At 69.3% G+C, this 25,841-nt stretch carries 21 protein-coding genes; 9 read left to right on the top strand and 12 right to left on the bottom strand.

Features of this window, described 5'->3' with window-relative positions; translation table 11 throughout:
- The first annotated feature begins 26 nt into the window (after window positions 1-26).
- Window positions 27-836 carry an alpha/beta hydrolase gene (locus LZ199_RS29190; protein WP_253997054.1) on the top strand — a complete coding sequence of 270 codons (810 nt, stop codon included), beginning with the start codon at window positions 27-29 and terminating at the stop codon, window positions 834-836.
- A gap of 53 nt (window positions 837-889) precedes the next feature.
- Here the strand turns inward: LZ199_RS29190 and LZ199_RS29185 are convergent, their stop codons facing one another.
- From LZ199_RS29185 to LZ199_RS29170, 4 genes are all read right to left on the bottom strand, one after another.
- Complete coding sequence (locus LZ199_RS29185) at window positions 890-1,330, bottom strand: CBS domain-containing protein (RefSeq protein WP_253997053.1); 441 nt, start codon at window positions 1,328-1,330, stop codon at window positions 890-892.
- A 146-nt stretch (window positions 1,331-1,476) separates the two neighbouring features.
- Window positions 1,477-2,010 (bottom strand): SRPBCC family protein, encoded by a 534-nt coding sequence (locus LZ199_RS29180; RefSeq protein WP_253997052.1) that lies wholly within the window; start codon window positions 2,008-2,010, stop codon window positions 1,477-1,479.
- A complete protein-coding gene (locus LZ199_RS29175; RefSeq protein ID WP_253997051.1) occupies window positions 2,003-2,485 on the bottom strand; it encodes an SRPBCC family protein in 483 nt (160 codons plus the stop codon). The genes LZ199_RS29180 and LZ199_RS29175 overlap by 8 nt, the downstream gene beginning before the upstream one ends.
- Entirely contained in the window at window positions 2,482-2,853 is a 372-nt protein-coding gene (locus LZ199_RS29170; protein ID WP_253997050.1) for an ArsR/SmtB family transcription factor, read from the bottom strand. Before LZ199_RS29170 ends, LZ199_RS29175 begins: the two co-directional genes overlap by 4 nt.
- Window positions 2,854-2,963: 110 nt before the next feature.
- Between LZ199_RS29170 and LZ199_RS29165 the strand changes: the two genes are divergently transcribed.
- From LZ199_RS29165 to LZ199_RS29155, 3 genes are read left to right on the top strand one after another with little or no spacing between them, the layout of a single operon-like run.
- The gene (locus tag LZ199_RS29165) at window positions 2,964-3,848 is read left to right on the top strand and encodes an S-methyl-5'-thioadenosine phosphorylase (protein ID WP_253997049.1); all 885 of its coding nucleotides are present in this window, start codon (window positions 2,964-2,966) and stop codon (window positions 3,846-3,848) included.
- A complete protein-coding gene (gene mtnA, locus LZ199_RS29160; protein ID WP_253997048.1) occupies window positions 3,845-4,951 on the top strand; it encodes an S-methyl-5-thioribose-1-phosphate isomerase in 1,107 nt (368 codons plus the stop codon). The genes LZ199_RS29165 and mtnA overlap by 4 nt, the downstream gene beginning before the upstream one ends.
- A 32-nt stretch (window positions 4,952-4,983) precedes the next feature.
- Window positions 4,984-5,610 carry a class II aldolase/adducin family protein gene (locus tag LZ199_RS29155; RefSeq protein WP_256569522.1) on the top strand — a complete coding sequence of 209 codons (627 nt, stop codon included), beginning with the start codon at window positions 4,984-4,986 and terminating at the stop codon, window positions 5,608-5,610.
- A 5-nt stretch (window positions 5,611-5,615) separates the two neighbouring features.
- Here LZ199_RS29155 and LZ199_RS29150 read toward each other — a convergent pair whose 3' ends face one another.
- Both LZ199_RS29150 and LZ199_RS29145 read right to left on the bottom strand, forming a co-directional pair.
- Window positions 5,616-6,827, bottom strand: a complete 1,212-nt coding sequence (locus tag LZ199_RS29150; RefSeq protein WP_253997046.1) for a metallophosphoesterase — start codon at window positions 6,825-6,827, stop codon at window positions 5,616-5,618.
- Between the two features lie 173 nt (window positions 6,828-7,000).
- Window positions 7,001-7,537 (bottom strand): FHA domain-containing protein, encoded by a 537-nt coding sequence (locus tag LZ199_RS29145; RefSeq protein ID WP_253997045.1) that lies wholly within the window; start codon window positions 7,535-7,537, stop codon window positions 7,001-7,003.
- A gap of 311 nt (window positions 7,538-7,848) precedes the next feature.
- On the opposite strand from LZ199_RS29145, the gene LZ199_RS29140 reads away from it, so the two are divergent.
- From LZ199_RS29140 to LZ199_RS29125, 4 genes are all read left to right on the top strand, one after another.
- A complete protein-coding gene (locus tag LZ199_RS29140; RefSeq protein WP_253997044.1) occupies window positions 7,849-8,202 on the top strand; it encodes a hypothetical protein in 354 nt (117 codons plus the stop codon).
- A gap of 270 nt (window positions 8,203-8,472) precedes the next feature.
- Window positions 8,473-10,506 carry a hypothetical protein gene (locus LZ199_RS29135; RefSeq protein ID WP_253997043.1) on the top strand — a complete coding sequence of 678 codons (2,034 nt, stop codon included), beginning with the start codon at window positions 8,473-8,475 and terminating at the stop codon, window positions 10,504-10,506.
- Window positions 10,507-10,766: 260 nt separating this feature from the next.
- Window positions 10,767-11,069 (top strand): hypothetical protein, encoded by a 303-nt coding sequence (locus tag LZ199_RS29130; RefSeq protein WP_253997042.1) that lies wholly within the window; start codon window positions 10,767-10,769, stop codon window positions 11,067-11,069.
- Entirely contained in the window at window positions 11,066-11,524 is a 459-nt protein-coding gene (locus LZ199_RS29125) for a hypothetical protein (RefSeq protein ID WP_253997041.1), read from the top strand. Before LZ199_RS29130 ends, LZ199_RS29125 begins: the two co-directional genes overlap by 4 nt.
- Window positions 11,525-11,656: 132 nt before the next feature.
- Here LZ199_RS29125 and LZ199_RS29120 read toward each other — a convergent pair whose 3' ends face one another.
- The 3 genes from LZ199_RS29120 to LZ199_RS29110 all read right to left on the bottom strand — a co-directional run bounded on the left by LZ199_RS29120 (window position 11,657) and on the right by LZ199_RS29110 (window position 15,942).
- Window positions 11,657-13,297, bottom strand: coding sequence for a long-chain fatty acid--CoA ligase (locus tag LZ199_RS29120; protein ID WP_253997040.1), 1,641 nt, complete (start codon window positions 13,295-13,297; stop codon window positions 11,657-11,659).
- Between the two features lie 101 nt (window positions 13,298-13,398).
- Window positions 13,399-14,436 (bottom strand): 6-phosphofructokinase, encoded by a 1,038-nt coding sequence (locus tag LZ199_RS29115; protein WP_163869018.1) that lies wholly within the window; start codon window positions 14,434-14,436, stop codon window positions 13,399-13,401.
- A 78-nt stretch (window positions 14,437-14,514) separates the two neighbouring features.
- Window positions 14,515-15,942 carry an amidase gene (locus LZ199_RS29110; RefSeq protein WP_253997039.1) on the bottom strand — a complete coding sequence of 476 codons (1,428 nt, stop codon included), beginning with the start codon at window positions 15,940-15,942 and terminating at the stop codon, window positions 14,515-14,517.
- A 208-nt stretch (window positions 15,943-16,150) separates the two neighbouring features.
- Between LZ199_RS29110 and LZ199_RS29105 the strand changes: the two genes are divergently transcribed.
- Window positions 16,151-16,894 carry a glucosamine-6-phosphate deaminase gene (locus LZ199_RS29105; RefSeq protein WP_253997038.1) on the top strand — a complete coding sequence of 248 codons (744 nt, stop codon included), beginning with the start codon at window positions 16,151-16,153 and terminating at the stop codon, window positions 16,892-16,894.
- Here the strand turns inward: LZ199_RS29105 and LZ199_RS29100 are convergent.
- The 3 genes from LZ199_RS29100 to LZ199_RS29090 all read right to left on the bottom strand — a co-directional run bounded on the left by LZ199_RS29100 (window position 16,888) and on the right by LZ199_RS29090 (window position 25,703).
- Window positions 16,888-18,564 (bottom strand): vWA domain-containing protein, encoded by a 1,677-nt coding sequence (locus LZ199_RS29100; protein ID WP_253997037.1) that lies wholly within the window; start codon window positions 18,562-18,564, stop codon window positions 16,888-16,890. The genes LZ199_RS29105 and LZ199_RS29100 overlap by 7 nt on opposite strands.
- 116 nt (window positions 18,565-18,680) lie before the next feature.
- A complete protein-coding gene (locus LZ199_RS29095) occupies window positions 18,681-18,908 on the bottom strand; it encodes a hypothetical protein (protein ID WP_253997036.1) in 228 nt (75 codons plus the stop codon).
- A 147-nt stretch (window positions 18,909-19,055) separates the two neighbouring features.
- Window positions 19,056-25,703 carry a PA14 domain-containing protein gene (locus LZ199_RS29090; protein ID WP_323389920.1) on the bottom strand — a complete coding sequence of 2,216 codons (6,648 nt, stop codon included), beginning with the start codon at window positions 25,701-25,703 and terminating at the stop codon, window positions 19,056-19,058.
- Window positions 25,704-25,841 lie beyond the last annotated feature (138 nt).

The raw sequence follows: 25,841 nt of genomic DNA, 5'->3' as shown, positions 1-25,841 counted from the left end.
GGATGGGGCAGACTGGAGGGACTCTCATGGTCCGGCCACGTCGCGTGCTCCTCATCGTCCTCTCCGTCTTCGCGGTGGTGTACCTGGGCCTGTGTGTCGCGGCCTTCGCGCTCCAGCGACCCATGCTCTACCCGGCACCGAAGGCCCCCATTCCGCTGCCAGCCCAGCTTGGCTTCCGGCGCCTGCCGCTGACGGGTGAGGCGTACGTGGACGTGCTCCAGCTCCCGGGACCTCCAGGCGCGCCGACGGTGGTGCACTTCCATGGCAACGGCGAACAACTGCTGGACCAGCACGACCTGGGCACGGTGCTGAACCAGAACGGACTGGGCTTCCTGGCCGTCGAGTACCCCGGCTATGGCGCCTCGCCCGGACAGCCCTCGGAGCAGGGCATCTACGCGGCGGCCGAGGCGGCGCTGACGATGTTGCGAGGGCAGGGCGTGACGCCGGAGCACACCGTGCTCAGTGGCCGCAGCCTGGGCACGGGTGTCGCGGTGGAGATGGCGCGCCGGGGACATGGCTCCCGCATCATGCTGGTGGCGCCCTACACCTCCATCCCAGAGGTGGCGGCGCTCGCCTTCCCGTTCCTCCCCGTGTCCTTGCTGGCGAGGGACCGCTTCGACACCACGTCGAAGGCGCCGGACATCACCCTGCCGGTGCTCATCATCCATGGGGAGCAGGACACGCTCATTCCGGTGGAGATGGGGCGCCGGCTGGGCACGCGCTTTCCTCACGCCACCGTGGAGACGGTGCCCGGAGCGGGCCACAACGATGTGCTGGAGCAGTCAGGGCTGGAGCGCGTGCGCCGCATGGCCGTGTTCGCCCTGGGCGGAAGCTGAGGCGGGCCCGGAGCGCGGGTGTCGCTTCCGCGCCCCGAGGGGGTGTCTTCGATTCAGTGGACCTGCGAGGGGGACTCGGTGTCGATGGACACCTCGCGCATCAGCTCCGCGGTCTCCTGCGCGCCCAGCTGCTTCACCAGGTCCGCCTGCGCCACCATGCCGCAGACGGTGCCTTCGTCGTCGAGCACCACCATGCGACGGACCTGGTTCTGCTGCATCAGCTCCAGGCAGTCCTCCAGGCTGGTGTCGCGGTACACAGTGGCGGCGGGGGTGGACATCGCATCGCTCACGTTGAGCATGTAGGGGTCCTTCCCCTTGGCGATGATGCGACAGGTGATGTCGCGGTCGGTGATGACGCCGATGGGTCTGTTGTCCACGTCGATGACGGGCAGGGCCCCGCAGTCGCATTCCACCATCCACCGCGCGGCCTGCTCGATGCCGGTGTCCGGCAGGCAGGTGACGGGGTTCTCGGACATGACTTCTTCGACGTTCATGGCGGCCTCCCGAATCGAATGACTCTCCCTGGGAAGGTGGGCCTCTTCGCGGAAGGCGACAGGGTGCATCCCGAGTGTCCGCCGTTCGGTCGGCCCGGGATGCGGGGGCGTGGTTCGAGGACTGGCCAGCGACGGAGCGAGGGGCCTCAGTCGTGAGGGAGTCGCTGCTCGTACTCGGCTTCGAGTCGCGCGTGCGTGGACCAGAAGCCCCGAGGCTCACGGCCGGAGAGCCGGTCGTCGAGGATGCCCAGGTGCGTGTCCCAGCCGCTGGCGACGCTGACCCTGTCCGTGCGCGTGGTGAGCCGGCGGTGCGTGAGGACGAGCAGCACCTCGGTGCCGCGCTCGCTCAGCTCGAAGGTCACCTCGGAGGGGGCGCCTGTCTGCTCCGCCCAGGTGTAGCTCAGCGCGTGGGGTGGCTCGTAGCGGGTGACATGGCCGATGTGCCGGTGGCCATCGCGCATGACCTCGTAGCGCTTGGGCAGGGGCTCGTGGGAGAGCGTGGAGTGGAGGAAGCGCAGCTCGACGCGGCCTCCCTCGCGCGGCTCCAGCGCTCCCGCGGCCAGCCACTGGCCGCGCTTCTCCGAGTCCGTGAGGAACTCCCAGACGCGCTCGATGGGGCCGGGCAACACGCGCTCCAGGCGCACCGTCTGTGGCTCGGTGACGACTCCGTACTCAGCCATGGTGCGACTCCTGGGTGTCGGGCGCGGCGAGCGCGCGGGTGAGGGCGGTGAGCATGGTGGCCCAGCCCGCCTGCGTGCGGTCGGCGTACTCGGCCCACTTGGAGGACATGACGTGGGTCAGCGTCAGCTCGCAACCGGTGCCCCGGGGGCGGAAGTCCAGACTCACGCGGCTGATGTCCTCCTCCGCCATGACGTCCTCGCGGATGGCCCAGGTGAAGACGAGGCGGCGCGGACGGTCGACCTCCAGGTACGTGCCGATGTGGTCGATGTCCGTCTCCCCCCGACGCACGAGGAAGGAGAACGTGCCGCCCACGCGGGCGTCGACGTGGAGGTGGAGGGCCTGCTCGGCACGGACGCGCGGGCCGAACATCCACTGGCCCAGGAGCTTCGCGTCGACCCAGGCGTCGAAGACGCGCTCGGCGGGCGTGTCGAAGTGGCGGACGAGCTGGACCTGGATGGGGATGGCGGTGCTCATCGCGAGCGTCCTTTCTTGCGAGGGGAGGAGGCGGGAGAGGGTGGGTCTGCTCGAAGGAGCGCCTCCAGGGCGTCCAGGCTCTCGCTCCAGAAGCGCTCGTAGTAGTGGAGCCAGTCGCGCACCTCCGACAGGGGCTTCGCGTCCAGTCGGCACACGTGCATGCGGCCCTTCACCTCGCGGCGCACCAGCCCCGCGCGCTCCAGCACCTTGATGTGCTTGGAGGCGGCGGCCAGGGACATCTGGAAGGGGGCCGCCAGCTCGCCCACGCTGCGCTCGTGCGAGGACAGGCTGCGCAGCATCGCCCGCCGGGTCGGGTCCGACAGCGCGTGGAAGGTATTGTCGAGCTGGGTGGCATGTTGTTCAACCATAAGGTTGAATATAGGCCCGCGCTCGGGACTGTCAACCGGCGAAGCGGAGTCTCCAGGGCGCGGGGAGGCTGGTACGCTTGGCGTGCCTTTCATTCTCGGGAGACGCGCCCATGTCCCATGCCTCGGCACCCGTCATCGGCATCATCGGTGGCAGCGGCCTGTACCAGATTGATGGCTTGAAGGACGTCACCTGGAAGAAGGTGTCGTCTCCCTTTGGCGAGCCATCCGACGAGCTGTGCTTCGGCACGCTGGAGGGGCAGCGCGTCGTCTTCCTGCCGCGCCATGGCCGGGGCCACCGAATCGCCCCGAGCGACATCAACTTCCGGGCGAACGTCGACGCGCTCAAGCGCAGCGGAGTGACGGACCTGTTGTCGTTGTCGGCGGTGGGCAGCCTGCGCGAGGACCTGCCGCCGGGCGTCTTCGTGGTGGTGGACCAGTTCATCGACCGGACCTTCGCTCGGGAGAAGAGCTTCTTCGGCACGGGGCTCGTCGCGCACGTGTCCATGGCGAAGCCGGTGTGCTCACGGCTGGGGGACGCGGTGATGTCCGCGTGCGAGTCGCTGGGCGTGGCCGCGCGACGAGGCGGCACCTACCTGGCCATGGAGGGGCCGCAGTTCTCCTCGCTCGCGGAGAGCCGGCTGTACCGGACGTGGGGCTGTGACGTCATCGGCATGACGAACATGCCGGAGGCGAAGCTCGCCCGGGAAGCGGAGCTCTGTTACGCGACGGTGGCCATGGTGACGGACTTCGACTGCTGGCATCCGGACCATGACGCCGTCACCGTGGACCAGGTGGTGTCCGTGCTGCTGGGCAACGCGGGCAAGGCGCGCGGGCTGGTGAAGCAGGTGACGCCGCTGCTCGGCGGGCACGAGGGGCCCTGTCGTCAGGGCTGTCAGCGCGCCCTGGACCACGCGGTCATCACCGCGCCCGAGGCTCGGGATGCGGCGCTCGCAGAGAAGCTGTCCGCCGTGGCCGGCCGGGTGCTGAGCCGATGAAGGTCCAGGGCAAACCCACCCGCTCCCTCTGGCTGGAGCCCGACGGGCAGGCGGTGGGCATCATCGACCAGACGCGCCTTCCCCATGCCTTCGTCACCGCGCGGCTCGCCACGCTGGAGGAGGCCGCGCATGCCATCCGCGAGATGCGGGTGCGAGGCGCTCCGCTCATCGGCGCCACCGCCGCGTATGGTGTCTGGCTGGCGCTGCGCGAGGACGCGTCCGACGCGGCGCTGAGCCGAGCCCTCTCCGTCCTGGGCGCGACGCGTCCCACCGCCGTCAACCTGCACTGGGCGCTGGAGGAGATGCGCCGGCTGTTGGAACCGCTGCCTGTCTCCGAGCGCGAGGGCGCCGCGAAGAAGCGCGCGGCCGAGCTGTGCGACGAGGACGTGGCCATCAACCGCGCCATGGGAGGACACGGCCTGAAGCTGCTGGAGGCCGCCTGGGAGAAGAAGGGCCGCAAGGGACGGCTGGACGTGCTCACGCACTGCAACGCGGGGTGGCTGGCGACGGTGGATTGGGGCACTGCGCTGTCGCCCATCTACCTGGCGCACGACGCGGGGCTGCCCGTGCATGTCTGGGTGGACGAGACGCGGCCGCGCAACCAGGGCGCGGGGCTGACAGCCTGGGAGCTGGGCCAGCACGGCGTCCCCCACACCGTCATCGCCGACAACGTGGGAGGCCACCTGATGCAACACGGCCAGGTGGACCTCTGCATCGTCGGCACGGACCGCACCACGGCGCACGGCGACGTGGCGAACAAGATTGGCACCTACTTGAAGGCGCTGGCGGCGAAGGACAACGGCGTGCCCTTCTACGTGGCGCTGCCTTCGCCCACCATCGACTGGAGCCTGCGGGACGGCGTGCGGGAGATTCCGATTGAGCAGCGCGACGGCCGGGAGCTGAGCGACGTCACCGGGCGGCTGGCCTCGGGTGAAGTGGCTACGGTGCGCGTGACGCCGGAGGGCAGTCCTTCCGCCAACTACGCGTTCGACGTGACACCGGCGCGGCTGGTGACGGCGCTCATCACCGAGCGGGGCGTGTGTCCCGCCAACGAGGAGGGCCTGCGCTCGCTCTTCCCGGAGCGCGCGAGGGGGGCGCCGTGAGCGGCCGGGATGACCTCGCCTCACGCGAGGCGATGATTGCCACCTGCCGGAAGATGAACGCGTCAGGGCTCAACCAGGGCACGTCCGGCAACCTGAGCCTGCGCGTGGAGGAGGGCTTCCTGCTGACGCCCACCGGCATGGACTACGACGCGCTGGCGCCGGAGGACATCGTCCTCATGCGCCTGGATGGGAGCCACGAGGGATGCAGGCGTCCGTCCTCGGAGTGGCAGCTCCACCGGGACATCCTGGTGGCGCGTCCGGAGGTGGGCGCGGTGCTGCATGCGCACTCCATGTTCTGCACCACGCTGGCGTGTCTGCGCCGGGGCATCCCCGCCTTCCACTACATGGTCTGCGCGGCGGGAGGCGTGGACGTGCGGTGCGCGGCCTATGCGACGTTCGGCACCGACGCGCTGGCGCGTCACGTCCTGGAGGCACTGGAGGGCCGCAAGGCGTGCCTGATGGCGAACCACGGCATGCTCGCGCTGGGGAGCACTCTGGCCGTGGCCTTCAAGCTGGCGGTGGAGGTGGAGACGCTCGCGGCCATGTACTGGCGGGCGCTCCAGGTGGGCGAGCCCGTGCTGCTCGACGACGCGGAGATGGCGCGGGTGCTGGAGAAGTTCAAGACGTACGGGCAGCAGTCGCCGCCCGCGACGTCCTGAAAAGCCTACGCCGCGCGCAGCGTGAGCACAGTCACCTCGGGCGGGACGCCCAGGCGGAAGGGCAGCCAGTGGCCGGTGCCTCCGGACACGTAGAGCTGATGGTCTCCGCGCCGGTAGCGGCCGAGCATGTACTGGAAGGCGAACCAGAACGCGGGCACGCCGAAGAACGCCACCTGGCCGCCGTGGGTGTGGCCGGCGAGGGTGAGCCGGGCACCGCGCTCCGCGGCGTTGTTGAAGAAGTCGGGATGGTGGGACAGGCAGAGGAGGACTTCGTCGGGAGAGGTACCCTGGAAGGCCTTCTCGGCGGACTGGAGCATCCGCTCGGCCTTCACACGGTGGCTGCGGCCGGACATGGGGTAGTCCACGCCGACGACGCGCACGCGCTGGCCGCCGTGCTCCAGGACGTGGGACGAGTCCACCAGCAGCCGCACCGGGCCGCCGCGCGCCTGGGACTGCTCATAGGCCTGGACGACCTCGTCGAGGCCGCGCCAGTGCTCGTGGTTGCCGAGCACCGCCAGCATGCCGTGACGGGCCTTGCACGTCTCCAGCGCGGCCATGGTGCCGTCGAGCTGGTCCAGGTCGTCGATGAGGTCCCCCGTCATCACCTGGAGGTCCACCTGGGCCTCGTTCATCGCCGCCACGGTGTCGCGCAGGTACTGGGTGTCGATGAAGGTGCCGACGTGTACGTCGGTAATCTGGCCGATGCGGAACCCCTCCAGCGCGGGGGGCAGCCCGGGCAGGCGCACCTCCACCGACTTCACGGTGAAGCCCAGGGAGCCGCCCGCGACGCCCGCCGTGCTCGTCCCCGCCGCGAGCAACGGCACCGCGCGCCCCGCGTTGGTGAGCAGGGTGCGGCGGCTCATCCCACCCAGGGCGGGGGGCGGGGTGATGGGGGCAATCACGTCGGAGTCGAGCGGGAGGGAGGGCGCGAGCGCAGCGCCCCTCCGGTCCACCCACCTGCGCAGCAGGGCGATGGGGGAGCCGGTGAGCAGGACGATGATGGCGGAGACGGACCAGCCCACGGCGAACATCCGGAGCGCGGCGGGGACCTCTACCTGGGATCCCGCCAGCAGGGGGACCAGCCACACGACGAGCGAGCCCACCGAGCCGCCCAGCAGCACCCACCGTCGCCAGCCACGCAGCAGGTCTGGCCAGAGCGCCCGCAGCACGCCCCAGGCGCCCACGTAGACCAAGAGGAGAAGCAACGGCCTGACCATCCACACACTCCCACGCGCTGGAGAGCCCGAGTCATAGCGGCGAATCGCCGGCCCCGCCGCACGAAGTGGCTCGATGTAGGAGAGAGGGGCCCCGGGCTCGGCCAGGAGCAGCCGAGCGCCGGGCAGTCCTCCCTACGCGGGAGTCCGAGGCGACATTCCCGTCGAGGGGCGAATCAGCCCCGGGCGCCGGGGCTGGCCATGCGCAGGTGCGCGTGCAGCGTCTCCGTGCGCAGGTAGAGGAACTGGGCATCCCCGAAACCCAGCGCGTCCCCGTCCGTGAGGAGGACCTCCTGCTCCGGGGTGAGCGACGTGGCGTTGACCCACGTCCCGTTCATCGAGCCCACGTCCTTCACGGAGCAGTCCCCGCGCGCCGCGTGCCACTTCAGCGTGGCGTGGTGCTTGGAGACCGACGGGTCCGGGACGAGCAGCGTGCAGCCCTCGATTTTCCCCACCGTCAGCTCCTGGCCATCCATGACGGGACGCAGGAAGTGGACCTCCAGCGCATCGAAGCCGCGGAGCATGACGAAGAGGCGGTCCACCAGGCGGCTGCGATGGGCCATGCCCACGGTGCGCGCCTCACCCAGCCGCATCGCCACCTGCTGGAAGACGGGCTCGGGCGGCTGCTGGACGAGGACCACGGGCCCTGAAGCATCGAGGAAGGCTTCCAGGGTTGCCAGGGCGAACGGGCGAAGTTGCTTCACGGACGGCATGGTGGCCGCAACTTAACCCGGAGCCGCCGGTGGACGCTCGCGACGTCGGCGCGCCCCCGGCTGTCGTCCACCAGATGACGCTCCCTTTCGAGCACACGAGGGTGCCCGTGCCCAGGATGGACGGAAGGTTCCACGTCGAGCGTTCCAAGGCTCAATCCATGCGCAGTGATTGCAGTGGACTGTAATCCCAGACTTGAGACGGGCCTGAAAACATTTCAGATAGTGGCAATCAACGATGGAGGCGAAAAGACAATCATTGCATATGGACGGTGGGGCTCAGGTCGGTGAGTCCCATCACCCAGGAGAACCATATGAAGGCGCTGTCATTCATGGTGGTCGCGGGGCTCGCTGTCGGAATGCTCACGGGGTGTGGACCCGAGGCGGCTTCGCCCGAGGCTGTCTCTGGAGAGCTGGGCCCGCGCTACGAGGCGACGCGCAGCGACGGCACGCCCGTGACGGTGCGGGATGCGTCGGGCGAGAGCAACGTGAGCGCGCAGGCCATCGAGGGAGACCGGACCGTCACTCAAGCCGCGTGCTGGGTGACGCTCCAGTGGTGTAGCGAGCCGGGGACCGGCGACATCGTCTGCACCCAGAACGGCGGCTGCACCACCGCGCAGTTCATCGCGGCGTGCATCTCGCTGGCCGAGGATATCTGCGGAATCTGAAACATCCGTGGATAGACAGCGTCAGCCTGGAACCCGGGCTGACGCTGTTGCACTGCTTGCCTGATTCCTCTCACTCTCCGTGGAGCCGAGCCGGCTCTGGGGAGACGTGGGTGTGCGACATTGGACAGCCATGCGCGGGGCCTCGCACGCAGGGCGTGTCGTGGCTGTGCGTGGTGCGCCGCGTCGTGAGACAAGGCTTTGTCCGGGTGACGTCGCAGGTTACATCCTCGTGACACAAACATCTGTGTTCGCACGAGGAGTCCTCGGACCATGTGGGAGCGAATGAAGAAGCGCGGCGCGTGGGTGCTGGCGTTGTCGTTGCTGGCGATGACCGCGTGCTCGGATTCAGAGGATGACGCGTCGCCGGACGCGGGGCAGGAGCAGCCCGACGGCGGAGGCACGCCCGACTCGGGGACTCCGGATGCGGGGCCTGTACTGCCGGCGCTGGAGGTGCCGGAGGGGTGCAACCCGTTGGCGTCGGAGCATGACTGTCTGTTGCCGTATCCGTCGAACTACTTCCTGCAGGAGGACGCGGCGCTGCCCTCGGGCCACCGCGTGAAGCTGAGCACGGCGGCGAAGTTGAAGATGAAGGACGGGACGCCCTTCGACTTCACGGACCTGCATCCGGCGGATGGGTATTCGCATGGGACGCAGATGCTCGCGCTCTTCCCGGGCGGCGTGGACGCGACGAACCTGCCGACGGTGACCCAGCCCACGGCGGCGACGTCGGGGACCACGGTGGTGCTGGACGCGGAGGCTCGCACGGGAGTGCTGCACTTCGCGGAGTTGGACCCTCGCGCGCCGGATGATGCGCACCGGGCGTTGCTGCTGCGGCCGGTGGTGCGGCTGCGCGGTGGGGCTCGCTACATCGTCGCGCTGCGGGGGCTGAAGGCGAAGGACGGGACGGACGTGACGGTGCCGGAGGGCTTCCGCCGCATCCGGGATGGGCAGACGGCGGGAGACCCGCTGCTCGCGCCCCTGGCCGCGCGGTACGAGGCGGACATCTTCCCGGCACTGGAGGCCGCGGGCGTGGCTCGCTCCGAGTTGCAGCTCGCGTGGGACTTCACCACGGAGACGGAGGAGAACGTCACCCGGGACATGCTGGACGTGCGCAGGCTCGCGATGGAGGCGATGGAGGCCACGCCGCCCGTCGTCACGGTGACGGAGGTGAAGGACGAGGTGGACGCGAACATCTTCCGCCGCATCAAGGGGACGCTGCGGGTGCCGCTCTTCATGGAGACGGCGCAGGCGGGGGCGCTGCTGGCGCGTGACGAGCAGGGCCGGGTGAAGCGCAATGGCGAGGCGGAGGTGCCCTTCACGCTCCAGATTCCCCGGAGCGTCTGGGGGCAGGCCGTGGCGCCGGTGCGCTTCCTCCAATACGGGCATGGCTTCTTCGGCAGTCAGGGAGAGTCGGACGGCTCGTTCGTGCGGCCCTTCGTGCAGGCGACGAAGATGGTGGTGATGACGGTGGACTGGTGGGGGATGTCGCAGGCGGATGCGCCGGGGGTGATTGGCGCGATGTCGCAGCAGCCCGCGCAGACGCTGCGCTTCACCGACCGGGTGCACCAGGGCATGGTGAACCAGATGGCCGTCACCTATGCGGCACGGACGACGCTGAGGGATTTGGCGGAGCTGAAGGACAACGGGGTGCTCGTGTATGACCCGGACCAGACGTACTTCTACGGCATCAGCCAGGGGCACATCCTGGGTGGGACGTACGTGGCGCTGTCGCCGCACATCTCCCGGGCGGTGTTCAGCGTGGGTGGAGCGGACTTCTCGTTGATGATGTTCCGCGCGAAGCCGTTCGCGATGTTCCTCCAGGCGATTGCGGCGGCGGTGCCGGATGCGTTGGATCAGCAGAAGTTCGCGGCGCTGACGCAGACGAGCTTCGACCGCATCGACCCGATTACCTACGCGCCGCACGTGCTGACGGCGCCGTACACGGGTGGACCGGCGTCGCGTCGCGTGCTGGTGCAGTACGGGCTGGGTGATGCGCAGGTGCCCAACGTGGCCACGGAGCTTCACGCGCGGGCGATGGGCCTGACGCAGCAGCTCCCGGCGACGTGGCGGGTGCCGGAGCTGCCGGTGTTCGAGGGCGCGATCGACGGCGCGGCGCTGGTGCAGTTCGACTTCGGGCTGCCCTCACCGCTGCCGGGCACGGTGGCGGACCTGCCCGCGCAGGACAACCCGGTGCACGAGGGCGTGCGGCGCAACGTGAAGGGCCGCGAGCAGGTGGACCTCTTCCTGCAACCGGATGGCAAGGTGGAGACCACCTGCGGCGGCGTCTGCCTCGGCGCCAACTGACGTCAGGAGTCGCCTGACCAGGGCGTGTTGCTTGCAGGAATCGCGGTCCGCGCCCACTTGACGGGCGCGGACCATCCAACCAGTGAGACTGCATGCGCCCCTCCATCGAAGTGACTTCCTCGGCCCGTCCTCCTCCGATTCCACGAACTCCGGTAGGCAGTAGACGCCGCGACCTGGAGGGTGAGAAACAGGGCTCGGACCTCGTGCCTGTTCAGGCCCCCGTTCGTCAGGGGGGCGCAAGGCCTCGTCAGGGAGGATGCATGACACGGTACTGGCTCTCGTTCGACCTGGGGCTCCGGGGGAACTACGACGACCTCTACAGGTGGCTGGCGAAGCTGGAGGCACGCGAGTGTGGTGATGGCATGGCGACCTTCACGACGGCGCTGACGCCCACGCAAATCAAGCGCGCCCTCAAGCCCATCATCGGGAAGAAGGGGCGGGCCTATCTGATTGGGCCCGACAAGGATGGAAAGTGGAGCGGGAAGTGGCTGTTCGGCAGCAGGCGTCCAGCCTCCTGGGTCGGCTACACCGAGGTGGCTGGAGAGGAGCAGGACGACGCATGAAGGTCTGCGTCGATGCCTGTTTCCTCATCGCGCTGTACGACTCGCGGGACGGTCTGCACGGTGTCGCGGAGGCCCTCTTCGAGAAGCTCTTCGACTCAGCCACGCATGAGCTCGTCATCCCCTGGCCCATCCTCTATGAAACGGTGTCGACCCGGATGGCCCGACGCAGTGACTCATTGGGGCTGATGGAGCGGGACTTGAAACGCCTGCGGCAGCGCAACCGGCTGTCGATGTTGTTCGACCGGAAGATGCGGGAGCAGGCGCTCGGCGAGTGCTTCGAGGAGCTGAAGAAGCAGGGAGGCAGCTACCGCGCCTTGAGTCTGGTGGACCGGGTGGTGCGGCTGATGCTGCTCAACCCGAAGAACCGGCTGCACGCTCTCATCACCTTCAACCGGGGTGACTTCGAGGATGTGTGCCGGAGCCGGAAGATTCAGCTCATCGACCAGCACGGCTGAGCCCCGGACCCTGCGAAGAGGGGGACTCATCGAGGCGGCAGCTTGTAAGCCGTACTTTCAGGTTCGCGGAGCACCGCCGCGCCGGACCCACCGCCTCACCGCGAGGACGATGGGCCCGGAGGTCCGGTGGACTCACCCAGCGGCGCTGGGCGCGCTCTTGAGCAGGTGGTCGCCGTAGTCCTCGCGCAGCTTCGTCTTGAGGAACTTGCCCGTGGACGTGCGCGGAATCTGGGCGATGAAGAGGTAGTCGTCCGGCAGCCAGAACTTGGCGAACTGCTTCGCCAGGTGCTCGGCCAGCTCCTCCTTCGTCGCCGTCTGCCCCGGCTTCAACACCACCGCCGCCAGCGGGCGCTCATCCCAGCGCGCGTGCCGCCCGGCGAACACCGCCGCCTCCAGCACCGCCGGATGGCTCATCAGCGCGTTCTCCAGCGCCACCGACGAAATCCACTCGCCACCCGACTTGATGACGTCCTTGCTCCGGTCGCAGATGCGGACATACCCATCCGCGTCCAGCGTCACGACGTCACCCGTCTTGAACCAGCCGTCCGCCGTGAAGCGGTCCTGCCCCTCGCCGCCGTAGTACGAGCCCGCCACCCACGGCCCGCGCACCTCCAGCTCGCCCATCGTCGAGCCATCCCACGGCAACGCCTTGCCCTCCTCGCTCATCACCCGCGTCTCCACGAACGGAAGCGCGAAGCCCTGCGAGCCCTGCGCCGCGAGCTGCGTCTTCGCGTCCGCGTGGCGAAGCTCCTGCTTCACCTTCGCCATGGTGCCCACCGGGTTCATCTCCGTCATGCCCCAGGCGTGCGTCACCTCCAGCCCGTGCCGCTGCCGGAAGCCGTCAATCATCGCCGGAGGCGCCGCCGAGCCACCAATCAACATGGTGCGCATCGCGCTCAGGTCCCACTTCTTCGGGTCCTGGTCCAACAGCGCCAGGATTCCCAGCCAGATGGTCGGCACCCCGCCCGCAATCGTCACCTTCTCCGCCGCCATCAGGTCCAACAGCGACGGCGGGTCCAGGTGCGGCCCCGGCATCACCATGCGCGCGCCCGTGAGCAGCGCGTCGAACGGCAGGCCCCACGCCGCCGCGTGGAACATGGGCACCACCGGCAGCACCGAGTCCGCCTCGCCAATGCCCGTCAGGTCCTTCATGCAACACACCAGCGTGTGCAACACGATGGACCGGTGGCTGAACAGCACGCCCTTCGGATTGCCCGTCGTCCCCGACGTGTAGCAGAGCATCGCCGCGCTGTTCTCATCCAGCGTCGGGAAGTCGAAGTCCACCGACTCCTTCGCGAGCAACTGCTCGTAGTCCAGCATCCCCTCCGGCGCCGGCCCCGCGTCCGGAATGACGACGACGTGGCGGATGCTCGGCACCTGCGCCGCGAACTTCTCGAACAGCGGCAACAGCGAGCGGTCCACCAGCACCACCGTGTCCTCCGCGTGCCGCGCGATGTACGCCAAATCATTCGGGTGCAGGCGCAGGTTCAGCGTGTGCACCACCGCGCCCATCGCCGGAATGCCGAAGTACGCCTCCAGGTGCCGGTAGTGGTTCCAGCTCAGCGTCGCCACCCGGTCGCCCGCCTTCACTCCCAGCCGCGTCAGCGCATTCATCAACTGACACGTGCGCCGGTGGAAGTCCGCGTACGTATAGCGGTGCGTCGTCTTGTCCGGATTGCGGCTGACGATTTCCGAGCGCGGGAAGTACGTCCGCGCGCGCTCCAGGAAGTGCGTCAGGGTGAGCGGGAAGTCCATCATGCGTCCAGGAAGCATCGGCACCGTCCCTTCACTGCGAGGGGTAGGCCACCGATGCTACCGGATGCGCACACGAGCCAGCGCCCCGCGTCATGCGGCTCGTTTGTTGTTGCACTGCGTCAGCCGAAGAAGACCTGGGCGACCTCGAAGAACTCCTTGGGCACCTTCTTGAGCTCCTTCGTCGCCGCGGACAGGTCCACGCTGATGATTTCGTTGCCCTTGAGCGCGGCCATCATCCCGAACTCGCCGCGGGCCACCATGTCGCAGGCGTGGACGCCGTAGCGGGTGGCGAGCACGCGGTCATGCGCGGTGGGCGCGCCGCCGCGCTGGATGTGGCCCAGCACGGACACGCGCGTCTCGAAGCCAGTGCGCCGCTCGATTTCGTGCGCGACGATGTTGCCCACGCCGCCCAGGCGCGGCCGGCCTGCTTCGTCCAGCGAGCCGCTGGTGACGAGCTGCTCGTTCTGGTCCGCCGCCAGCTTGATTCGCGTGCCCTCGGCGACGACGACGATGGAGAAGGTGCGCCCGCCCGCATGGCGGCGCTGGATGTGCTCGGCCACGCGCTCCAGGTCGGCCGGAATCTCCGGGACGAGGATGACGTCCGCGCCGCCGGCGATGCCCGCGTAGGTGGCAATCCAGCCGACGTGTCGGCCCATGACCTCGCAGACGATGACGCGCTTGTGGGACTCGGCGGTGGAGTGCAGCCGGTCCACGGCCTCCGTCGCAATCGACACGGCGGTGTCGAAGCCGAAGGTGAAGTCCGTGCCGTTGAGGTCGTTGTCGATGGTCTTCGGCACGCCGACGATGCGCAGCCCCTCTTGCGACATGCGCGTGGCGGCGGACAGCGTGCCCTCGCCGCCGATGGCGATGACGGCGTGGATGCCATTGCGTTCAATGGCGCGCTTGACCTTCTCCAGGCCGTTCTCGACCTTGAAGGGGTTGACGCGGGAGGTGCCGAGGATGGTGCCGCCCCGGTGGAGGATGCCGGAGGTGGTCTCCCGGGTGAGGCGGAAGTGGTTGTCCTCGAGCAGGCCCTTCCACCCGTCTCGAAGGCCCATCATCTCGAAACCGTGGGCGTTGGCGCGGCGGACGATGGCGCGGATGACGGCGTTCAGGCCGGGGCAGTCACCCCCGCCGGTGAGCACGGCGACTTTCATGGGGACGGTTGTATCGCGCCCGGCGCCACACGTGCTCGCGAAGTTTGCCCGAGCGCTCTCCGACGGACGTGGCGACCCCTAGCCGAACACCGCGGGGCGCCGGTGCGTCCAGGGGTGCGCCGACTCCAGCTGCGAGGCCAGTCGGAAGAGGGTGGCCTCGTCGCCATAGCGGGCGATGAACTGGACCCCCACGGGCAGTCCCTCCGGGCTCCAGTGGAGGGGGACGCTCATGGCCGGGTTGCCCGCCATGTTGGCCATGGGGCAGTAGGGCGTGAAGGCCGCCGCGCGGAACAGCGGCCCGAGCGGCTCGTCGGGTGGGGCGGCGAACGAGCCGAGCAGGGGCGCGGGCTCGGTGACGGTGGGCAGGAGCCACACGTCCACGTCGGCGAAGCACCGGGCGAAGGCGCGGCCGAAGCGCAGACCCTCGGCCTGGGCGTGCAGGTAGGCCGACAGGCCCTGGCTCAAGCCGAACTGGTAGAGCGCCCAGGTGAAGGGCTCGAAGTCCTCCGGTGACGGGGTGCGGCGCATGCGCCGGCCCAGGCCCTCGATGCTGTTCACCACGCTGGCGGCCCAGGCCGTCATGAAGTGCTGCCCTAGCTCCTCGTCGCCCGGTATCCGCAGGCTGCCTTCGAGGACGGAGTGGCCCAGGCCCTCCAGCAGGCGCGCGGTGGCGGCGACGGCGGCCAGGCACTCGGGGTGGACGGGGGCGCCCACGGCGTTGCGCAGTGTCAGGCCGACGCGCAGGCGGCCGGGCGGCGCGCCGACCTCCATGAGGTAGGGCCGCGTCTTCGGCGGGGCGACGTAGGGCGCGCCCACGTCAGGGCCCTCGGTGGCGTCCAGCAGGGCGGCGCTGTCCCTCACCGTGCGGGTGAGGGCATGCTCGCCCACCAGCCAGTGGACGCCGTCCGCCAGCTCCGGGCCCGTGGGGTTGCGGCCTCGGCTGGGCTTGAGGCCGAACAGGCCGCAGGCCGACGCGGGGATGCGGATGGAGCCACCGCCGTCCGACGCGTGCGCGAAGGGCACCATGCCGCTGGCCACCGCCGCCGCCGCGCCGCCACTGGAGCCCCCTGGAGAGCGCGTCACGTCCCACGGGTTGCGACAGGGGCCGTGCAGCGCGCCCTCCGTCGTCGGCAACAGGCCCAGCTCCGGCGTATTCGTCGTGCCCAGCATGACGAGCCCCGCGCGCAGGTGGCGCTTGACGAGCTCGCTGTCGTGCTCCGGGGTGAAGTCCTTCGTGAAGCGCGAGCCGAAGCGCAGCGGGGAGCCCTCCTGCGCGGCGAGCAGGTCCTTGAGCAGGAAGGGCACGCCGGTGAAGGGGCCCTGGGGCAGGGGCGTCTTCGCCCGCGCGCGCGCCGTGTCGAACTGCGTGTGCACGACGGCGTTGAGCTTCGGGTTGTGGCGCTCGATGCGAGCGATGGCCGCGTCCACCAGCTCGAGTGGCGTGACCTCCCCGCTGCGGACGAGCTCCGCCTGGGCGGTGGCGTCGAGGCTGACGAAGGGGTCCATCTGTCGACTCTACCGCCGTTCAGCGCCGAGGCTCTCGCGCGCGGAGCCCGCGGCATGACGCGTCGCGTTTGTGCACTATCGGAAAGTGACTGTTGCCGCAGCTGTCACGGGCGTGCCGCGCGGTGAACGCGTTCCTGACTCCGGGCTCGTGTTGGAGGTGTGGCTTCTATGCTCGTGTGCGCGCCTTCTTCGCGAACCGGGAGCCTCCTTGAACCTTCGAGTCTTCGAGTCCGAGCAGGAAGCGGCCGTCGCCTGCGCCGCGCGCATCCGCGAGGCGGTGACGTCTCATCCGTCGCTGGTGTTGGGGCTGCCCACGGGGCGCTCGCCGCTCAACGTGTACCGGGAGCTGGTGGCGCTGCATGAGCGCGGGGCGCTGGACTGGTCGCGCGTGCGGACGTTCAACCTGGACGAGCTGCGCGGGGTGTCGGGCGACGACGGGGGCAGCTTTCGCGCGTACATGGAGCGGCACTTCTTCCGGAAGGTGAACCTGTCGGAGGAGCGCATCCACTTCCTCGACGGCGCGGCGCCGGACGCGGAAGCCGAGTGCGCGCGCTACGAGGCGGAGCTCGTCGCCGAGGGCGGGCTGGGGCTGGTGTTGCTGGGCATCGGCGCCAACGGACACCTGGCCTTCAACGAGCCGGCGGACCACCTGCTGGCGCGCTGTCACCGGACGCGGCTGAGCCGGGGGACGCGCGAGGCCAACGCGATGCTCTTCGGCGATGACCCCAGCCGCGTGCCGCTGGAGGCGCTGACCCTGGGCATGGGGGCGCTCATCCAGTCGCGGCGCGCGATGCTGCTGGCGTTTGGCGAGGGCAAGGCGGAGGCGGTGAAGGCCATGGTGGAAGGCCCCGTGACTCCGCGCTGCCCCGCGTCCTTCCTGCAACTGCACCGCGACGTGGAGGTGTGGTTGGACCGGGGCGCGGCGAGCGCGCTGTCGTCGCGGACTCAGTAGGTGTTCGAGTTGGCGACGCGGGGCGACATCAGCTCGCGCAGCTTGCCGAGCAGGGTGAGGAACTCCTCGCGGTCCGGCTGGCCGTCCACCGCGTCCTCCGCCAGCGAGTGGATGCGCGAGAAGCCCCGGTCGTCGGTGGGTGCGGTGCCGCGCAGGAGGTCCGCGGTGCCGGCGACGGCGAGGGCGAAGCGCAGGTCGGAGGACGCCTTCGTCAGGGACTCGCGCACGTTGTCGCGAGGCAGGGAGAAGCGCTGCTCGGAGACCTCGGAGCCGCCGGGCTTCTTGGCGCGCACGCGGACGGTGGCGACGGTGGAGCCCTCGCCCGTGAGGTCCAGTTCGTACAGCGCGGTGACGGTGTGGCCCGCGCCGATTTCGCCCGCATCGACGGCGTCCTCGCGGAAATCCTTGTCGGCGATGGCGCGGTTCTCGTAGCCGAGCAGCCGGTAGCCGCGCACTGCGGCGGGGTCGAACTCCACCTGGATTTTGACGTCCTGGGCGATGACCTCCATGGTGCCGCCGAGCTGCTCCTGGAAGACGCGGCGGGCCTCGCGCTCGGAGTCGATGTAGAAGCAGTTGCCGTTGCCCTTGTTGGCCAGGCGCTCCATCAGGTCATCGCGGTAGTTGCCCATGCCGAAGCCGATGGTGGAGAGGGTGACGCCTTCCTTTACGTAGCGACTGATGCTCTCCAGCATGGAGTCGGCCGTCTGGTTGCGGCCGAGGTTGGTGTCGCCGTCGGTGAGGACGACGACGCGCGAGACGCGGTTGGCGCCGGCCATGCGCACGGCGTGCTGATAGGCCAGCTCCAGGCCGCTGCCCATGGCGGTGCCGCCGCCCGAGGAGAGGTCGTCGATGACGGCCTCGATGTGCTTGCGTTGGCTCGCGGGGGTGGTGTCCAGCACGGTGCGCACGTCGCCCGCGTAGGTGGAGATGGTGACGGTGTCGGTGGGGTTGAGGCCGGCGACGGCGAGCTTCATCGACGTCTTGGCGAGCTCCAGCCGGTCCGCGCCGGACATGGAGCCGCTGGTGTCCACGAGGAACACGAGGTGCGTGGACTTGCGCTGGGCCTGGGCGACGTGGCGCCCCTGGAGGCTCACCTTGAGGATGTGCTGGCTCGGGGTGAAGGGAGAGGGCGCGGCCTCCAGGGCGACGTGGAAGGCGCCTTCGCCGGGGGCGGGCTCGGGGACGCGGTAGCGGAAGTAGTTGACCCATTCCTCGACGCGGACGGTGTCGGCGGAGGGCAGCCGGTTGCCTTGCACTGCGCGGCGGAAGAGGGCGTAGGAGGCGGTGTCCACGTCCACGGCGAAGGTGGAGAGCGCGTCATCCGCGGTGCGGGTGTAGGCGTTGGAGGCGAGGCGCTCCACCGGGTGGGCCGGGGTGGAGGAGGGTGTTTCGGCGTACGCGCCTTGGTTGAAGTGCTGCATCGACTTGCGGGGAAGGGAGGGCGAGGAGCCCGCGCCGTCATACTCGGAGTTCTCTCCGAAGCTGCGCAGGGTCTTCTTGTAAGCCACGTCCGGGACGCCGAGCGACGCGGAGCTCGCGCCAAAGAGCTTGCGGACGTTGTCGCCGAACAGCGTGACTCCGGCCACGAAGGCGAGCGCCGCGGACAGCAGGGTGAAGGTGACCTTCAAGGACTTGCTCATGGAGCCTCGGGGCGTGGAAGGAGTCGTCATGCGTGAGCTACTCGTCGCACGAGTGCTTCACGCCGCGCGTCCGTCATTCGCCCGAGGTCGGTCAACGGGAGGAGGTCGGTCATCCGCCCGATGCGGCCTCCCGCTCACGTCGGGATTCACCTTCGCTTCGGCTCCTCGGGTGGAAGGCGACGCAGGCGCCACACGTTCCATGCCTCCAGGGCCGTCGTGGCCGTGAAGAAGAGGGCCAGGGCCCCCGTGATTTTCGCGGCCCACGTCACGTTGAAGAACATCGCGCACAGCCACAGGGCCATCATGAACAGGACCAGTCGGATGCCGCTGCGGACGCGGACCGCGGACTGACGGATGCGGGTGGCTCGCTTCATGGTCGACCTGGGACTCGTTTCATCGGAAGGGTTCGAACTCAACATGCCGCGCGCGGAGCGTCGAGCGCTTCGTGGCCGCGCGGCATGTCACGACGAAGAAGGCCCCGAGCAGCGGTGACGCCTGCTCGGGGCGGTGGAGCGGGATGCTCAGGGGTCGTTCAGGGCAGCGGTCGCGGGCGCTCCGTAGATGCCCGCGACGACACCCTTGAAGCCCCACTCCACGCCGACCCGGAGGGCCGACGAGCCGTTCATCCAGCTGTTGAAGCTGGCGGTCAGCGGCATGTAGTTGAAACCGGCGTTGACGTTGCCCCAGCGCTGGGGAATCAGCCAGTGGTGCAGGCTCTGTCCCTTGTTCATGAGACCGCCGGCCTCACGGCTCCAGACCCTGCGGACCGAACCCCACGTGCGAGGGTCATGGAACAGCCGCTTGAAGCCGTTGTAGGCGGCGTTGCGTCCCAGGTGGGCGCCACCGAAGGCCAGGCTCAGGCCGAGCCCGGCCCACTCGCCCGCGTTGTACATGCCGCTGCACTTGTTGACGAAGGCGCTCGCGCCCGTGGCGTTGTTGATGAGGTCCGTGAGGCCGAAGCTCAAGGTGGAGCCGAAGGCCGCCGCGAAGTCGCCGGCAGCCGCCAGGTCCCAGTCCTGCCAGTCGCTCCAGTCCAGGCCGGACGGGTCGATGAGGTTGATCGGGTCATTGGCCGCGTACGCATAGAGGTTGGTGTCGCCACCCTCGAAGCGGATGGGGTCCTTGTTCGTCCAGCGCCCCGTCTCCGCGTCGTAGTCACGCGCGCCGAAGCGGGTGAGGCCCGTCAGTCCGTCACGCAGTCCGCCCGCGAAGCCGAAGGGCTGGAAGCCGGGCGCCGTATCGGTGGTGACCCGGCCCCAGGCGTCGTAGTCCATCCGCTGCGCGACGACGCCCGTGGCCGTGTTGACGACGAGCCGTGTGCTGCCGAGGTGGTCGCTGATGATGCGGTAGGTGACGCCCCCCTTCACCATGAAGTCGGGGACATGGCCCCGCGTCGCATAGACGAAGCGGCTGACCAGCGCCCCGCTCCCATTCAACTCCGCCGCGACGCGCAGGCCGCCGTCATAGAGGAAGCCTTGCGTGAGGGTGCCGTTCACCTTCCGACCCACGCGCCGTCCGAGCGCATCCACGACGTAGTCCACCTGCGTGCCGTCGTTCAGCGTCGCCGCCCGGAGGGCACCGAGTGCGTCGTAGGTGTACTCCGTGGGATTGCTGTCCCCCGTGCGCAGGGATTCCTGGAGGTCTCCATTGGGGCCGAAGACATAGGACGTGCCTCCGGACGTGAGCAGCCGGTCCTGCGCATCGTAGGTGGCGTTGCGCGTGACACCCGCTTCCGTCGCCAGGGTGCGGTTGCCGTTGCTGTCGTAGCCGTACGTCGCGGACAGCACGCCATTGATGGAGACGGTCTCCAGGCGCCCGGCGACGTCGTAGGTGTAGTGGAAGGACTTCGTCACACCCTGGACGGTCTCCGTCTTGTCGGTGATGCGTCCCAGGCCGTCGCGCCCGGTGATGGTGTGGCTGTAGAGCGCGGTGCCGCCCGCCGTCGCGGACAGGGACTGCGACTCGCCCAGGGTGTTGTAGCCCTGGGTCGTGGTGAGCGTCCCCAGCGTCGTGCCGGTGAGCAGCCCGTTCGTGCTGTTCCGGGTCAGGTCCAGCGCGCCGGCGCCGCTGAGCAGCCCGTCACCGTCGTAGCGATAGTCCACGGTGCCGCCGCTCGTATTGATGGCCATGGCGGTCACCTGGAAGTCCGCGTTGTATGTGTAGCTGACGCGGCCCGCGACGACGCCGTCCCACGTGACGTCCTTGAGGAGGGCTCCGTCGTGGACGAAGGAGAGGTTGGAGCCTCCCCCGCTCGTCATCCGGTCCACCTGCCCGCTGCCGCTCAAGTAGCTCAGGGTGCGGGTGATGCCGGGCGCGGTGGTCGTCGTGAGCCGTCCTCCGCTGTCATAGCCGTACGTGACCGAGGTTCCGTCCGGCAGGCTGACACTGGTGGTCGCCTCGTCCGCGTCATGGCCGTACACCGTGGGCAGGCCACCTCCCGTGACGCTCGGCGGGGCGTAGCTGCCCATCGCGTCCGCCAGCGTGTAGGTGAAGACGTGGGCCGTGCGGCCCGGCGGGGTGATGGACGTGAGGTTGCCGTGCGCATCCGAGCCGAAGCCCACCAGCCGGCTGCCCGGAAACTCACTGCTCACCAGGTGCCCCGTCGTGCCGTAGGTGAAGAGGGCGGTGCCTCCGGCCGCGTCGGTGGTGCTGCTCACCTGGCCCACCAAATTGTACGTCGACGTGCCGATGCGGCTGCCCTGCTGGGTGGACGTCAGGCGCCCCAGCGTGTCGTAGCCGTAGATGACGGGGTCCAGGCCGGCGACTTCGCGCCGGACCACCCGGCCCTGCGCATCCATCCGCACGCGGACCGTCTTGCCGAGCGGCGAGGTCATCAGCCACTCGCGGGTGCTGGCGTCGTAGTGGGACGTGAAGGCGCGCCCGTTCACGGTATGGGTGTCCGTGAGGCTCGCCAGGTCCAGGGTGGTGCCGCCCGGCGCGAACGTCACGGAGCGGGTGTGTGACGTCGTGGACGTCAGGCCTCCCGGCGTGGCGACCGTGCGCTGGCTGACCAGGGGGACCTGCATTCCGAAGCGCGGGTCGGGCCCCCGGCTCACGGTGACCACCGTCCCGTTGGCCAGGGTGTGGACCTCCGCGCCGCTGGTCTTCACGACGGTGGTGGAGGCGCTCCCGGAGGGCGTCGTCGTGGTGCGCGTCTGCTGCGTGCCCGTCGCGGGCTTCAAGACCTGGTAGCGCGTCTGGCGACCCAGCGGCGTCGACAGCGTCACCTCGAAGCCGGTGCTCGTCACCGAGCGGGTCAGCGTCTTCCAGCTCCCGGAGGCCCGGTCATCGCGGGTCAGCCGTCCCGCCGTGTCGTAGGTGAACGCGTGCTCGCCCAGCCGCGCGTCCGTCATCGTCGTGAGCAGGCCGTCGGCCGTGTACCCGAGCGCCACCAACTCGCCCGCCGGGTCCTGCACCGAGGACAGGTATCCATTCGCATCCACGTCCAGCAGCGTGGTGTGGCCGTGGGGGGCGACGATGGACGTGGGGGCGCCCGCCGTGTCGCGGTCGATGGTGGTGAGCTGGCCGCTGCGGTCCAGCAACCCGGTCAGCCGCCCGTCGGTGTCATACGTGAAGGTGCGCAGCGTGGTCTGCGTCAGCGTGTCCACGGTGCGCAGGTGGCGACCGTGGGAGTCGAAGACGTAGAACTCCGCGCCGTCCTCGGAAGCCACCAGGATTTCCGACGAGCGCTCCGGGAAGACGGGAATCAGTCGCCGCACGCGATGGGACGCATAGTCCACCACCAGCGTGGTGCCGTCGGGTGAGCGGGCGACGCCGGACAGGCAGAACTGGGCCTGGCTCGCCGGGGTGTAGAGCGGGGTGGCGCAACCGCCTCCCTCCGCGATGATGCTCAGCGTCCCGTCGCGATAGAGGCGGAACAGCTTCGCGTTCTGCGAGGCCATGATGAGCAGGGAGCCATCCGGCAGCGCCTCGATGGTGGTCTCCTGGAAGTTGCAGCACCCCATCACCTCGTTGACGGAGGTCAGCTCTCCGTGGGGAGACAGCCGGTGGAGTCCATTCATGTCCACGATGTAGATGCTGCCATCCGGTGCCAGCGCGATGCTCTCCGGATAGAAGTAGGTGCCCGGCACGGAGGTGATGATGCCGTCGGGTGACACGCGGCGGACGCGGTGGTTGTTCTTGTCGACGATGTACAGCGTCCCGTCGGGGGCCACGTCGACATCCACCGGGTAGGCGAGTCGCGCGTCCACGGCGCGTCCGCCATCTCCCGTGTTCCCGTAGGAGCCCGTGCCCGCGTAGACCACCGCGAATCCATAGGGGTCGATGCTCCAGACCCGGTGCGAGTCATAGTCCGCGACGTACACATTTCCGTTGGGAGCCACCTTGAGGTTGACGGGGGTGAAGCTCGAGCCACGGGAGTGGTGCTCTCGCAGCACTCCGTCCGGGTCGAGCCGGACGATGCGGTGGTTTCCGTAGTCGGCGATATAGATGCGACCGTCCGGGCCCGCCGAGAGGTCGGTGGGATAGTTGAGCTCCGCCTGGAGCGCGAGGGTTCCATCCGCGCCCTCTCCCGCCACGCCCGTACCCGCCAGGGCGACGAGGACCCCGTCGACGTTGCCCGCGGAGCGGCGCGTGCCGTCGCCCATGTAGAGCGTGCGCGAGTCCGGGTCGTACTGGTGATGCAGGTCGAACGACCAACCCGCGACGGGCTGCAGCAAGGCCCGGGACGGGGTGATGGGCGTCGACCAGGACTGCCACAGCGTCATCTCGCGAGTCTCGCGGGCGGCGCTGTAGGGCACGCCGGAGATGGCCGCGAAGGAGCGGGTGAAGTTCGCGGGCTCCTGGTAGATGAGCGGGTACACGAAGCCCGTGCGACCCACGACGACCTGACTGCCGGAGACCGTGCGGCCAAAGGCATCCTTCCCGTCCCACGCCCACTCATGGACCAGGTTGGGGAGGGGGGCGTAGGACGCGCGGAACTTGCGGCCGGCCACCTCCAGCTCCACCACGACGCGGATGACGTCGGGCGGCAGCGTCGGGCCCGTCAGGGGGATTCGCATCGTGTGGCTGGCGCGTCGCCCCGGCATCCGGTCGCTGCGGTAGACGAGCTGATAGGAGGTGCCCGTCACGGGCAGTGACTCTCCCAGCGTCTGGTTCTGGCACTCGATGATGGAGCCGCTCTGGCACTCGGGACGCTCCTCTGACTCGTCGGGCTCGGGCCGCTGGCGGTCCGGGGCCCTGGCGCCCAGGGGCGGGCCATAGGGCCAGTTGCAGTCCCATGGGGTGAAGTGCGTCAGCGCCACGCGCCAGAGCGTCTTGCCCGGGGCGTAGAGCGTGGCGAGTTGCTCGCGCTCATCCAACGTGATTCCCAACGCCAGCAGGGCGGGGTCCGCCTCCGCCGTACCGTCTCCGGTGATGTCCACCTGGGCCACGCCGCCCGTCACGCCGACGATGGCGATGACGCGGCCGTTCTGTTCCGCCTCCCACTTGCCCGTCGTGCGGTCGTAGAAGCCGATGGGCACCGCGTCGCCCGCGGGGAAGTCCAGGAAGTTGTCGACGTAGAATGCGACGGGGCGGTCGAACTGGATGCGCGAGGCACCCACGGCGATGGCCTCGTCCGCGCCGAGCTCTACGGCATACGTGTAGCCTGTCGCGGCGGGCAGGGTGCCCGGCATGGCGGCGGGGCCGGAGGCTCCGACGGTGTACTCGGTGGCGCGCACGGACAGCGAGTCGAGCGTCCGCGTCCCCACGTCCGGAATGACGACGGAGACCTGCGTCCCGGGAGGGAAGAGCACCGTCGCCTGCCGCGTCCCGTCGGAGTCCGTGACGGGGTTGCCCTGGGCCACCTGGGTGTCGGTGCTCGTGCCATCCAGGACGACGGTCGTCACGCGCGAGTCGAGCGCGACGAGAATCACCTCGGGCGCCTCACGGTACTGCCCCCACGGTGTCTCCACCTCGCGCTGCGAGGGCAGGAAGCCTTCCTTCTCGTAGGAGAGCACGAGCGAGCCGCCACCGTTGACCGCGAGGTCGAAGCGGCCATCCTCCCGCGTGAGCGTGAAGCCGACCTCCGGCTGCTGGAGGACGGAGACGCGGACGCCCTGCAGCGCGGCGCCCGTCCGAGAGGTGACCTTTCCCCGGAGTACGGCCAGCCGCCGCTCGACGTGGGCGCCGGACTGGACACCGAACTGGACGGGGTCCGGGCCGGAGTACAGGAAGGACGTGGCCTCCTTGAAGGAGACGACGCCCGTGGTGCTCAGCGGGGGCGCGACATTGGCGGGGTCGGGCGGCAGCGTGGCCGCCACGGCCGAGGGGCCGTCGGTGGATTCGTTGGGGACGGCGTCCTCGGCTTCCACCCGATAGGTGGCGACCTGTCCGCGCGTCAGCCCGGAGCGGGTATAGGTGCGGACCAGGGCTCCCGTCCGCGCGAGGAACACGTCGTTCTCGTAGAGGACGTAGCCGGTGACGGCCTGGTCATCCGTCGCGGCGGGCCATGACAGCACCAGGCTCGTCGCGGCCACGTCGGAGACGCTCAGGCGGCGGCCTTCGGGCCACGTCGGTGGTGTCGTGTCCGGGGGCGGACCGGCATCCGTTGGCTCGGTGCCCGCATCCGGCTCGGTGCCCGCGTCCGGCTCGGTGCCCGCGTCCGGCAGACTGCCTCCGTCCGGAAGCGTCGTCTCGGGCGGATAGAGATACTCCGTGGGGATGGGGAGCCAGTTGTCGTCCGGGTCAATCCACAAGAGACCCATGAAGGCGTCCCCGTCGTTCTCGTAATAATCCAGGCGGATGCTGACGAGCTGACCCTCGACGAGGTTCACGTTGCCCGAGTCCTCCTGGAGCGCGTGGTCCGTCCAGTTGTCGATGACGAGCGTGCCGTTGACCCAGAGGCGGACGCCGTCGTCCGACATCGTGATGAAGGAATACGTGCCGGTGGTGGGTGCCTCCACCCAGCCAGTCCAGCGCACGGAGTACGTATCCGAGTCCGTCAGCGCCGTCCCGCTGGGGATGGAGGAGCCCCAGTCGAAGAAGATGGTGGGGTCCACCTGGGTGGTGACCAGGGACCCGAAAGACATATCGTCATAGTAGCGGCCCTCAAGGCCGGTCCCCGTCCCGGAGAGCCTGGCACGAGAGTGGCGCGGCGTTGCTTCGCGCGCGCTCTCAGCCTCCTGCTGCCGACAACCCGTGGCACCCGTGATGAAGAGCCAAAGCACACCAATTCCAACCAAGACGCGATTCACGCATCCCTCACATGGAACGGTCGGCCCCCAACCCGTGGGTGCACTGCTATCGGCAATCCCTTGTCAGGTCAACAGCACAAGTCCTGGCAACCTGGTTTTCGTCGCGGCGAA

This window comes from Myxococcus qinghaiensis, from assembly GCF_024198215.1.
In the GTDB taxonomy this organism is placed as follows: domain Bacteria; phylum Myxococcota; class Myxococcia; order Myxococcales; family Myxococcaceae; genus Myxococcus; species Myxococcus qinghaiensis.
This window is presented reverse-complemented; position numbering and strand designations above follow the sequence as displayed.